Origin of the sequence: Actinophytocola sp. (assembly GCF_036402745.1) — a bacterium.
Lineage (GTDB): Bacteria > Actinomycetota > Actinomycetes > Mycobacteriales > Pseudonocardiaceae > Actinophytocola.
Genome location: NZ_DASWSJ010000167.1, coordinates 1 through 10,375, shown reverse-complemented (window position 1 = coordinate 10,375; position 10,375 = coordinate 1). Strand labels below are relative to the sequence as shown.

The window sequence follows — 10,375 nt, the reverse complement described above, 5'->3', positions numbered from 1 at the left end:
ACCGGGTAGCCTTACCCGGCCCTGCCGGGTACAGCCAAAAGGCGTATCCCGGGTTGGGCCAGCGGACGCAAGTTCTGGAAAACCCGTCCGTAGCCTGGTGATCACGTCCTAGGCTGCGGCTGCCCCCGTAGCCCAACTGGCAGAGGCAGCCCCCTTAAAAGGGGTGGAGTGCCGGTTCGAATCCGGTCGGGGGCACACCGATGCTGTAATTCACTCGCCGTCGCTCCGCGACTGTTAGCAATTGATTTGACACTCAGCGTGGCGCCATTTTCCCGCGCCCATTTTCATCAGCCGTTCAACGGGCCCCGCCCGAGCCGGGGGTTGACAGCGCGCGCTCGCGCGGTACATTGAACCTGTCGGTTAATTAACTAGGTGGTTGAGTACATGAGCGTTGATCAGCTGAGCAGCACCTTCGCGGCGCTGGCCGACCCGACCCGCCGGGCGATCCTGGCCCGGCTGACCAAGGGGGAGGCGACGGTCACCGAGCTGGCCGAGCCGTTCGAGGTGAGCCTGCCGGCCATCTCCAAGCACCTGAAGGTGCTCGAGCGCGCCGGCCTGATCGCTCGCGGTCGCTCCGCGCAGTGGCGGCCGTGCCGGCTGGACGCGGCGCCGTTGCGGGACGCCAACGACTGGCTCGAGCGCTACCGGCAGTTCTGGGAGGGCAGCTTCGACCGGCTCGACGAGCACCTGCGGGAGCTCCGCGGACACGCCAAGCGGCGGGAGAAGAAGAAGGATGTCGACGATGAGTGACACCGCGTCCGAGCGCGAGCTCGTGGTCACCAGGGTGTTCGACGCCCCGCGTGAGCTGGTGTTCGAGTGCTGGACCGACCCGGACCACCTGGCGAAATGGTGGGGCCCGACCGGGTTCACCGCGCTGTCGGTGACGGTCGACGCGACCGGCGGCGGCGCCTGGCGGACCTGCATCCGCGACACCGCGGACGGCACCGACTACTGGGCCGGCGGCGTCTACCTCGAGATCGTCGCGCCGGAGCGGCTGGTGTTCAGCTTCTCCTGGGACCCACAGGGGGACCAGCCGGTGGAGGACACGCTGGTCACGGTCACCTTCGCCGACCGCGACGGCAAGACCGAGATGACCTTCCACCAGGCCGGCTTCGTCAGCGACCCGTCGCGCGACGGGCACGAGGACGGCTGGCGGCAGAGCTTCGCCGACCTCGCCGGCTACCTCGCGGGCGGTGCGCGATGACCGCCGCGCTGCGCCAGGGAGACCTTCGCCTGCTCGACACCGACGTGGCCCAGCGGCTCCTGCGCGAGGTGATCACCGCCCGGCTCGCCTACGTCGCGCGGGACGGCACCCCGCGGGTGCTGCCGATCAACTTCCACTGGACCGGCGAGGAGATCGTGATGGGTGGCTTCGCCACGTCGGCCAAGGTCCGCGCGCTGCGGGTCGACCCGGCGGTCGCGCTCACCATCGACACGCCCGAGCCGCCGCCGCGGGTGCTGCTGATCCGCGGCGTCGCGGAGGTCACCGAGGTCGACGACGTGGTGCCGGAGTACGAGGCGGTGATGCGCCGCACGATGCCGGCCGAGGCCGCCGACGCCTACTTCGCCGAGCTGCGCCGGCGCGACGTCCGGATGGAGCGCATCGCGGTGCGTCCGGCGTGGGTTGGTGTCGTCGACTTCCAGTCCCGGTTCCCGGGCGCGATGCCCGAGTGGCTCCGCTCGTAGCGAGGAGGGTTCGTGATGACGTTGCCCGAGATCGTCGCCATGCCGCAGTGGCAGGCCGCGCGCGCCGAGCTGCTGGTCAAGGAGAAGGCCGCCACCCGCGCGCTGGACGCGCTCAACGCCGAGCGCCGGCGGCTGCCGATGGTCGAGTTCCCGGACCACCGGTTCGAGGGGCCGGACGGCCCGCTGTCGCTGGTGGACCTGTTCGACGGCAGGCGGCAGCTGATCGTCTACCACTTCATGATGTTCGCCGGCGACGACCACCGGTGTCCCGGCTGCTCGATGCTGGCCGACGGGCTCGGCCACCTCGGGCACCTGAACGCGCGGGACACCACGCTGGTGCTCACCTCGCCCGCACCGCAGTCCCAGCTCCAGCCGTACCGGTCGCGGATGGGCTGGTCGGTGCCCTGGTACAGCGCGTCGACCGAGTTCACCGAGGACTGCGGCGCCGGCCACGGGTTCGGCGTGAGCGTGTTCCTGCGCGACGGCGACCAGGTGTACCGGACCTACTTCACCACCGGCCGCGGCGGCGACCTGATCAACACGACGCTGCGCTGGCTGGACCTCACGCCGCTGGGCCGGCAGGAGGCATGGGAGGAGGCCGGGCACGGGGACAGCGCGCCGAGCAGCTGGTGGCGGCTCCATGACGAGTATATGTAAATCGCGGTAACATGCTGGGTTATGAGTCGTCAGCCCATTGAGGTCGCGTTCGAGCGTCGGGGGAGCGGCAGCCCGCTCGTGTTGCTGCACGGCATCGGTCACCGATGGCAGGCCTGGGAGCCGGTGCTCGACCCGCTGGCCGAGTCACACGACGTGATCGCCGTCGACCTGCCGGGGTTCGGGAGGTCGCCACTGCTGCCGGACGGGCGCGGGTACGACATGCCGAGCGCGGTGCAGGCGTGCGCGGACATCTTCGAGGACCTCGGGCTGGAGCGGCCGCACGTGGCGGGCAACTCGCTGGGCGGGGTGCTGAGCCTGGAGCTCGCCTCGCGCGGGCTGGTGTCGTCGGCGACCGCGCTCGCGCCGGCCGGGTTCTGGACGCCGCGGGACCGGGCGTGGGCGCTGTGGGTGCTGCGGATGGTCCGGCTGTCCGGGCGGCTGCCGTTCGGGTCGACGCTGCTGCGGTGGCGGTACTTCCGGATGGTCGCGGGCGGGCTGCTCTACGGGCGCCCGTCGCGGCTGACCGCGGAGGTCATGCTCGCCGACCTGCTGTCGATGGTGGGCTCGCCGGCGTTCGACCTGGTGGCGGCGGCCGGGCGGGACTACGAGTTCGCCTCGCCCGCGCCCTCGGTGCCGGTCACCGTGGCGTGGGGGACGCGGGACCGGATCCTGTGGCCGCGGCAGGCCCGGCGGGCGGCCGAGCTGCTGCCGCGGGCCCGGCACGCGTGGCTGCACCGGTGTGGGCACGTGCCCATGACCGACGATCCCGACCGGGTGGCGGCGCTGATCCTCGAGACCTGCGCCGCCTCGTCCTCCTCGGCGGAGGCGGCTTGACCTCCGGTTCGGTGGAGGATGGAGAATCGCCGGCATGGAAGATCGTCTGCTGGCGTTGCTGAGCGGTACCCACGGCGGGGTGCTGACGACCATCAAGCGGGACGGGCGGCCGCAGCTGTCCAACGTCTCCTTCACCTTCGCGGACGGCGTCATCCGCATCTCGGTCACCGACGGCCGCGCGAAGACCGCCAACCTGCGCCGCGACCCGAGGGCGAGCTTCTACGTGACGTCCCCCGACTTCCGCGCCTACGCGGTGGCCGAGGGCATGGCCGAGCTGACCCCGGTGGCCGCCCACCCGAACGACCCGACGGTCGACGAGCTGGTCGAGGTCTACCGCTCGATCGGCGGCGAGCACCCCGACTGGGACGAGTACCGCGCGGCGATGGTGGCCGACCGCCGCATGGTGGTCCGTATCCCGGTGACCCGGGTGTACGGCATGGCCTGACGCTCAGCGCTTGGCGGGCTGGGACCTCTTGGCCCGCTGCGGCGGGACCGCGCCCTTCTCCTTCGCGGGCTCGGCCTCGGGGTCGGCCGGCTCCATGACCACCGTCGGCGGGGCGGTGGCCGGGGGCTCGGCGGCCGGCGGCTCGGTCGCCGGCGGCTCGGGCATCGGGAGCGGGTCCTGCCCGGTCAGTTCGGCCTCGGAGGTCATCGGCTCCAGCAGGGCGGCGCTGCGCTCCAGCAGCTCCTGGGTGCCCCGCAGCCGCTCCGACAGCTGCGTCCGCACCTCGGTCAGCTGCTTGACCTGCGCCGTCACCGAGTCGACCCGGCGCTGCGCCTCCACGTCGGCCGCCTGCAGCTTGGCGTCGACCTCGGCCACGCACGCGGCCCGGCGCTCCGTCAGCTCGCGGTCGAGGGCGGCCCGCTGGTGGGCCATCCGCTCGGAGAACTCGCGGTCGATCCGGATGCGGTCCCGCTCGGCCGCGGCGTCCAGCTCGCGGCGGCGGCGCTCGGCGCCGGTCGTCAGCTCCTCGGCCTGCGCCCGCGCGGTCGCGAGGATCGACTTGTGCGTCTGGCGGATCTCCGTGTGCTGCTCGTCGAGGTCGGCGAGCATCTTGCGGTACTTGTCGCGCAGCTCCGTCGACGCCCGCTCCGCCGCGGCCCACGTGCCGTCCGCGGCCGCGCGTGCTCGCGTCGTGATGTCGCTGGCCTGCGACTTCGCCACGTCGACCAGCCGCGCCGCGCTCTCCTCGTCGGCCGGCCGGCCGACCTCGTCGAGCCGCGAGGACAGCGCCGCGATCTCCCGGCGCGCGATCTCGAGCTCGCCCTGCAGCTCCGCGACCTGCGAGGCAACCTCGGAACGGTCGGCCTCGGCGCGCTGCGCACGCTCGGTCAGGGCCCGCACCTGCTGTCTGACCTCGGCACGATCGAAACCGTGGCGTGCCACGGTGAAGCTGACATCCGGCGCGGAGAGGTCATCAGCCATGACGTGACCGTACCGGTGTGAGCGGGGACCGCAACAGGATCAAATCCCGCGGTCCACAATGGACAAGACAGTTCTGGGTGGCACCTAGCACGCCACACCGACAGAAAAGCAAGCGACAAGGGCGGAATAGCCCGGGTTATCCACATCCGGGCCAGTTGTCCACAGTTGGCGCCGGTCCGCCGGCCCACGCGGGAACAGCGGGCACGATCGGAGGCATGAACGAAACGCCCCTCCCCGCCGCCCCGTCCCGTCCCGCACGGCCGTTCCGTTTGTCCATAGTGGACAGGCTGGTCCGCGCCGTGGCGCCGTCACCAGTGAAACCCGCGGGTCAGCCTGGCCAGCGCCATCGCCGCCGCACCCAGGTGCCGGTCACCCTTGCCTATCTTGACCCGCCCGCCGCCACCAGCCGCGGTGGAGTCCGGGAAGATCCGGTAGCCCTGGTAGGCGATCGCGTCGACCAGCCCGGGGGCCACCGTGTACGCGGCGGAGATCATCCGGCCGGTTGGCGTGCCGATGTGCTTGGGCCGCTTGAGCAGGGCCTCCAGCACCATGTCGGCGGCCTGCTCCGGCGACTTCGTCGGAAACGCGTCGTAGATCTTGGTCGGCCGGATCATCGGCGTGCGGACCAGCGGCATGTGCACGGTGGTGAACGTGATCCCGGCGCCGTGCGTCTCGGTGGCGACGATCTTGGAGAAGTAGTCCAGCGCCGCCTTCGACGCGACGTAGGCCGAGAACCGCGGCGCGATGCCCTGCACGCCGATCGAGGACACGTTCACGATGTGCCCGAACCGTCGCTCGATCATGTGCGGCAGCAGCCCGAGGATCAGCCGGACCGCGCCGAAGTAGTTGATCGCCATCGCACGCTCGTAGTCGTGCATCCGGTCATACGACAGCTGCACCGACCGCCGGATCGACCGGCCGGCATTGTTGACCAGCATGTCGATGCCCGGCTGCTCGTTGAGCATCGCCTCGACGGTCTTGGCCACGGACTCGTCGTCGGTGAGGTCGCACGGGTAGACGTAGGCCTGCCCGCCGGCTGCGGCGATCTCCGCCTGGACCTCCTCGAGCTCGGCCTGCCGGCGCGCGACCAGCAGCGGCACCCCGCCCGCGGCGGCGACCTTGAGCGCGGTGGCCCGGCCGATGCCCGAGGACGCGCCGGTGATCACCACACGCCGGCCGTCGAGCTCGCCGCGCTGGCCGTGCCGGCGGGCGCGGAACGGGTCGAGGTGCTCGCGCCAGTACCGCCAGAGCACGTCGGCGTAGTCCTCGAGCCGCGGCACGGCGATGCCCGCGCCGTTGTTGGCGCCGGCCAGGGCCTTGCGGGTCTCGGTGGAGTCGAAGCGCGGCTCGAAGGTGAGCGTGGACAGCAGGACCGGCGGGATGCCGAGCCGGTCGAGCACGGCGTCGCGGGCGATCGTCACGCCCGGCACGTGCTCGGCGAGCTTGACCAGGCTGATCAGCGGGTTCGACAGCCGGTGGTCGAGCTCGCCCGTGGCCACCGGGGCGCCGGCCGCGCGGGCGAAGCTGTTGTAGACGCTGCGGGCCGACTGCGGCTCGGGGTTGACCAGGTGGAAGGCGCGGCCGTCGAGACCGGGCTCGTTGACGAGGTGTGCCATCGCGGCGGCCACGTAGTCGACCGGGACGATGTTGGTGTCGCCGATGTCCGGGAAGACCAGCGGCACGCTCGGCACGGCGCTGAGCCGAGCGAGCGCGGCGAAGAAGTAGTACGGCCCGTCGATCTTGTCCATCTCACCGGTCGCCGAGTTGCCGACGACGATCGCCGGTCGGTAGATCCGCCAGGGCACGTCGGTCTGCGTGCGGACCAGCCGCTCGGACTCGAACTTGGTCCGGTGGTAGGCGGTGACCAGGCGCTGGCCCGCGTCGAACATCTCCTCGGTGAACCGCCCCCGGTGGTCCCCGGCGACGGCGACCGAGGACACGTGGTGCAGGCAGCCCGCGTCGATCCGCTCGGCCAGCTCGATGACGTGCCGCGTGCCGTCCACGTTGGCCGCGATGCTCGCGTCGTCGTCGGCCGCGATGTCGTACAGCGCGGCGAGGTGCACGAGGTGGTCGACGTGCCCGGTGAGCTCGTCGAGCTGCGCGTCCTTGACGCCGAGGCCGGGCTCGCGCACGTCGCCGACGACCGGCCGGGTCTTCCCGGCGTCGGGCCACTCCCGCGCCGCGGCGGCGAGCTTGTCCTGCGACCGCTCGCGGACGAGCAGCCACACCCGCTCGGTGTCCGGCCGGGCCAGCAACTCGGCGACGAAGTGCCTGCCGATCAGACCGGTCGCCCCGGTAACCAGGTAGGTCGCCATCGCCTCGTCCTTCCGTCGGGTCCCGCCGCCGCTCAGCATCCCACGGTAAAACCGGATGAGTTCGGTCGCCGCGACCAGGACCATCGGACCATGGTGTGGGACGGGAACGGCGGCAACCGGCTGGACTGGGCCGGGGTGCCCGGCGCGGTACGCGCGGCCATCGAGTCCGCCATGGGGGCGCCGGTCGTCGAGGCGGTGAGCCAGCCCGGCGGGTTCTCCCCGGGACTCGCGGCGCGGCTGCTGCTCGCCGACGGCAGGCGGGTGTTCGCCAAGGCGGTCGGCGACCCGCATTCCGTTCGGATGCATGAGCGTGAGGCCGAGATCGCCGGCCGGCTCCCTGCGAGTGTCGCCGCGCCGCGGCTGCTGTGGAGCAGCGTGGGCGACTGGGCCGTCCTCGTGTTCGAGGACGTCGAGGGGCACCCGCCGCCGCTGCCGTGGCGTCCCGGGGACTGGCGGCGGGTGCACGACGCGCTCGTCACGCTGTCCGCCGACCTCACCCCGGGCCCGTGGACGCCGGGCCGATCGGCCTGGACCCGGCCGCGTTCTCCGGCTGGCGCTCGCTGGCCGCCGACCCCGCGCTTGCCGCCCGGCTCGACCCGTGGAGCAGGGCCAACGTCGACCGGCTGGCCGCGCTGGAGGCCGACTGGGCGATCGCGGCGCGGGGCACCACGCTCCTGCACGGCGACCTGCGGGCGGACAACATCCTGCTCACCGACGACCGGGTGCTGTTCGTCGACTGGCCACAGGCGGCGCTCGGCGCGCCCTGGGTCGACCTGCTGTGCATGCTGCCGAGCGTGACCCTGCAGGGCGGCCCGGATCCGGCGGAGGTCTGGCGCACCTCGCCGGTCGCCGCCGGCGCCGACCCGGCCGCGGTCGACTCCGTGCTGGCCGCGGTCACCGGGTTCTTCGTCCACTCCGCGCTGCTGCGGGCGCCGCCGGGGTTGCCCCACCTGCGGCGGTTCCAGCGCCTGCAGGGCCGCCCGGCGCTCGCGTGGCTGCGCTCGCGGGTCAGGTGAGCTGGGCGGGCGGCATCGTGCGGAAGGTGTCCAGGACCTCCGGGTCCTGCAGCTTCATCCACTTGATGACCTGTGCGTACGTGGCGCACACGGTGTGCTCGCGCACGCAGACCTCGGCCATGAACTGTTCGGTCGCGTCGCTGAACGCGCCGCCCGACCAGTCGTTGAAGTGGTTGCCCACGGTCAGCGGCGCGCGGTTCGTGTTCAGCGCCGCCTGGTACGCGGCCCGGTAGGTGTCGAGGGTCACCGCGGTGAACTCCTTGTCCCGCGACGGTTCCTCCTGCGCGCCGTTGAGGGAGTACCAGAGGTTGTAGTCCATCATGATCACCTTCTTGCCGGCCAGCGCCGGCACCCGGACCACGGGGACCCGGAACTGCCAGATGCCGTCGCGCAGCTGCGGCCAGGTGATGCCGTCCGAGGTCAGGCTCGAGTCGTAGGCGAGACCGTGCGCGGCCAGCGCCGGGGCGAGTGCGGCGAAGTCGCCCTCCAGGCACGGGATCCGGCCGCCCTTGATCGTGTTCTCCGCGACCAGCAGGCCGCGCGTGGCGGCGTCGCGGACGAAGCCGAAGAACTGGTCGAGCTCCGCGGTCCACTGCGCGGTGCTCCACCGGCTGCCGCTCGGCTCGTTGCCGCTGCAGAAGTGACCGTTGTAGTGCGTGCCGATCTCGTGTCCGCGCGCCACCGCGTCGTTGAGGTCGGCGATGCGGTTGGCCACCTCCTGCTCGGTCCCGCCGAAGCCGATCGCCGCGCGGCCGGGGGCGTGGCCGGGGCCGGTGTACTCGCCGCGCCGGGTGTCCGGCAGCAGGTAGATGCCCGACAGGAAGCCGGTGACGTGCGCGTTCACCTTCTCCGCGAGCGGCAGGACGCGCTGCCAGTGCTCGTGCGAGCCGGCGCCGTCGAAGGAGAAGAGGACGAACTGCGGCGGCTTCTCACCGGGCCGGAGCTTGCGCATCCACGACGGCGGGGCGGCGGAGCCCTGCGCGGCCGGCGCGGGGTCGTCCCCGCCGGCAGCGGGTCCGACGGTGCCGAGCCCGACGAGGACCGCGAACGTCAGCGCCAGCGCGACACCGGTGACGATCGGCCCCCAGCGACGCGTCATCGAACCCTCCCGACTTAGCCGTCAGTAAAGGCTAGGGAGACTAGTAGCCGGGTTGGGGGACGCCAGGCCGGGCCCGCGGTCACGATTTTGTGGCTGCCAGTGATCACGACCCAGCGCCGTCCGCCGCGGAGTGGTCAGGCCGGATGGCTGTGACACCGGCTACTGTGAGGCCGCGATCACGGTTCACGGGTTCCCGGGTAACGATCACGCAATGTCGAGTAAAGTCACCTTTACTCACCGGGAACCGAACGGCATGGTTGGTCGTTGAACCCGGTGCAGGAGCCATCAGGCCCAGGAGGAACAGGTGCGTTCTACCAGTAATCCCGCGTTCCGGAACCTGCCGACCGGCGGGTTCGGCGGCGGCTACGCGGGCTTCCAGACCCAGCCCCAGCCCCAGGGCGGTATGCCGGGATACGGCGGCTACCAGGCCCCGCCGACCACGGCCGACCGCCCCATGACCGTCGACGACGTGGTCACCAAGTCCGCGGCCACCATCGGCCTCGCGCTGATCACCGGCATCATCACCGCCGTCGCCGTGCAGGCCGGGATGATCAGCCCGTTCCCGCCGATGATCATCGGTCTCATCGTCGGCCTCGTCCTCTCGCTGATCATCATCTTCAAGCGGATGCCCAACCCGGCGATGATCCTCACCTACTCGGCCGCCGAGGGCGTGTTCCTCGGTGCCATCACCGGGGTGTTCAACTACCTCGTGCCGGGCATCGCCATCCAGGCGGTCATGGGCACCGCGCTGGTGTTCATCACGATGCTGGTCGTCTACAAGACGGGTGCCATCCGGGTCACGCCCAAGCTCACCAAGTGGATCATCGGCGCCACGGTCGCCGCCGCGGGCTTGATGCTGATCAACCTGCTGCTGTCGATGTTCGGCGTGAACATGGGCATCCGCGACGGCAACAGCAGCATGGCGATCATCTTCAGCATCATCGTCATCGGCATCGCGGCCTTCAACTTCCTGCTCGACTTCGACATGGCGGACCAGATGATCCGCACCGGGATGCCGTCGAAGTGGGCGTGGTACGCCGCGTTCGGTCTGATGACCACGCTCGTGTGGCTGTACCTGGAGATCCTGCGTCTGCTGTACTACTTGCAGAGCGAGTAGGACTTTCCCCGGGGGAGGGGGCGCTCGGCCGTACGGTCGGGCGCCCCTTCTGTATTTCCAGCTATTTCCGGTTGTCTTTCCGGCGCTGGTTGTGCTGGTAGCGGGGGCACTTCGCACCCGGCCGGCGCGGCGGCCGCGGCCTCCCGCCCCCCGAGATCTGTGAGTGTCTTTGCGGCGCCCCTGGATGGCGGATCGGTGCGCCGGCGGTGCCCCCTGTGGGCCGGT

At 71.4% G+C, this 10,375-nt stretch carries 11 protein-coding genes and 1 tRNA gene; 9 read left to right on the top strand and 3 right to left on the bottom strand.

Annotated elements, in window-relative coordinates; translation table 11 throughout:
- Nucleotides 1-121: 121 nt before the first annotated feature.
- From VGD70_RS16580 to VGD70_RS16550, 7 genes are all read left to right on the top strand, one after another.
- Nucleotides 122-195, top strand: a tRNA-Leu gene (locus tag VGD70_RS16580).
- A gap of 189 nt (nucleotides 196-384) precedes the next feature.
- On the top strand, nucleotides 385-750 hold the full coding sequence (locus tag VGD70_RS16575) for a metalloregulator ArsR/SmtB family transcription factor (protein ID WP_331082361.1): 366 nt from the start codon (nucleotides 385-387) through the stop codon (nucleotides 748-750).
- Nucleotides 743-1,204: an SRPBCC domain-containing protein gene (locus VGD70_RS16570; protein ID WP_331082360.1), complete on the top strand. Its 462-nt coding sequence runs from the start codon at nucleotides 743-745 to the stop codon at nucleotides 1,202-1,204. The genes VGD70_RS16575 and VGD70_RS16570 overlap by 8 nt, the downstream gene beginning before the upstream one ends.
- The gene (locus VGD70_RS16565; RefSeq protein ID WP_331082359.1) at nucleotides 1,201-1,686 is read left to right on the top strand and encodes a pyridoxamine 5'-phosphate oxidase family protein; all 486 of its coding nucleotides are present in this window, start codon (nucleotides 1,201-1,203) and stop codon (nucleotides 1,684-1,686) included. Before VGD70_RS16570 ends, VGD70_RS16565 begins: the two co-directional genes overlap by 4 nt.
- A gap of 15 nt (nucleotides 1,687-1,701) precedes the next feature.
- The gene (locus VGD70_RS16560; RefSeq protein ID WP_331082358.1) at nucleotides 1,702-2,343 is read left to right on the top strand and encodes a DUF899 domain-containing protein; all 642 of its coding nucleotides are present in this window, start codon (nucleotides 1,702-1,704) and stop codon (nucleotides 2,341-2,343) included.
- Nucleotides 2,344-2,364: 21 nt separating this feature from the next.
- Entirely contained in the window at nucleotides 2,365-3,177 is an 813-nt protein-coding gene (locus tag VGD70_RS16555; protein ID WP_331082357.1) for an alpha/beta hydrolase, read from the top strand.
- A 34-nt stretch (nucleotides 3,178-3,211) separates the two neighbouring features.
- Nucleotides 3,212-3,622, top strand: coding sequence for a PPOX class F420-dependent oxidoreductase (locus VGD70_RS16550; protein WP_331082356.1), 411 nt, complete (start codon nucleotides 3,212-3,214; stop codon nucleotides 3,620-3,622).
- A gap of 3 nt (nucleotides 3,623-3,625) precedes the next feature.
- Here the strand turns inward: VGD70_RS16550 and VGD70_RS16545 are convergent, their stop codons facing one another.
- Nucleotides 3,626-4,603, bottom strand: coding sequence for a hypothetical protein (locus VGD70_RS16545; RefSeq protein WP_331082355.1), 978 nt, complete (start codon nucleotides 4,601-4,603; stop codon nucleotides 3,626-3,628).
- Between the two features lie 308 nt (nucleotides 4,604-4,911).
- Nucleotides 4,912-6,918 (bottom strand): SDR family oxidoreductase, encoded by a 2,007-nt coding sequence (locus VGD70_RS16540; protein ID WP_331082354.1) that lies wholly within the window; start codon nucleotides 6,916-6,918, stop codon nucleotides 4,912-4,914.
- Between the two features lie 365 nt (nucleotides 6,919-7,283).
- Here VGD70_RS16540 and VGD70_RS16535 point away from each other — a divergent pair, with 365 nt between their 5' ends.
- Nucleotides 7,284-7,934, top strand: coding sequence for a phosphotransferase family protein (locus VGD70_RS16535; RefSeq protein WP_331082353.1), 651 nt, complete (start codon nucleotides 7,284-7,286; stop codon nucleotides 7,932-7,934).
- Here the strand turns inward: VGD70_RS16535 and VGD70_RS16530 are convergent.
- Nucleotides 7,927-9,033 carry a polysaccharide deacetylase gene (locus tag VGD70_RS16530; RefSeq protein ID WP_331082352.1) on the bottom strand — a complete coding sequence of 369 codons (1,107 nt, stop codon included), beginning with the start codon at nucleotides 9,031-9,033 and terminating at the stop codon, nucleotides 7,927-7,929. The two genes, VGD70_RS16535 and VGD70_RS16530, sit on opposite strands and share 8 nt — an antisense overlap.
- Nucleotides 9,034-9,337: 304 nt before the next feature.
- Between VGD70_RS16530 and VGD70_RS16525 the strand changes: the two genes are divergently transcribed.
- A complete protein-coding gene (locus VGD70_RS16525; protein ID WP_331082351.1) occupies nucleotides 9,338-10,150 on the top strand; it encodes a Bax inhibitor-1/YccA family protein in 813 nt (270 codons plus the stop codon).
- Nucleotides 10,151-10,375: the final 225 nt, after the last annotated feature.

Coding starts and splice junctions, on each gene's coding strand:
- VGD70_RS16545 (WP_331082355.1), bottom strand. CDS start 4,603: ATGGCTGATGACCTCTCCGCGCCGGATGTCAGCTTCACCGTGGCACGC.
- VGD70_RS16530 (WP_331082352.1), bottom strand. CDS start 9,033: ATGACGCGTCGCTGGGGGCCGATCGTCACCGGTGTCGCGCTGGCGCTG.
- VGD70_RS16550 (WP_331082356.1), top strand. CDS start 3,212: ATGGAAGATCGTCTGCTGGCGTTGCTGAGCGGTACCCACGGCGGGGTG.
- VGD70_RS16555 (WP_331082357.1), top strand. CDS start 2,365: ATGAGTCGTCAGCCCATTGAGGTCGCGTTCGAGCGTCGGGGGAGCGGC.
- VGD70_RS16575 (WP_331082361.1), top strand. CDS start 385: ATGAGCGTTGATCAGCTGAGCAGCACCTTCGCGGCGCTGGCCGACCCG.
- VGD70_RS16540 (WP_331082354.1), bottom strand. CDS start 6,918: ATGGCGACCTACCTGGTTACCGGGGCGACCGGTCTGATCGGCAGGCAC.
- VGD70_RS16565 (WP_331082359.1), top strand. CDS start 1,201: ATGACCGCCGCGCTGCGCCAGGGAGACCTTCGCCTGCTCGACACCGAC.
- VGD70_RS16560 (WP_331082358.1), top strand. CDS start 1,702: ATGACGTTGCCCGAGATCGTCGCCATGCCGCAGTGGCAGGCCGCGCGC.
- VGD70_RS16570 (WP_331082360.1), top strand. CDS start 743: ATGAGTGACACCGCGTCCGAGCGCGAGCTCGTGGTCACCAGGGTGTTC.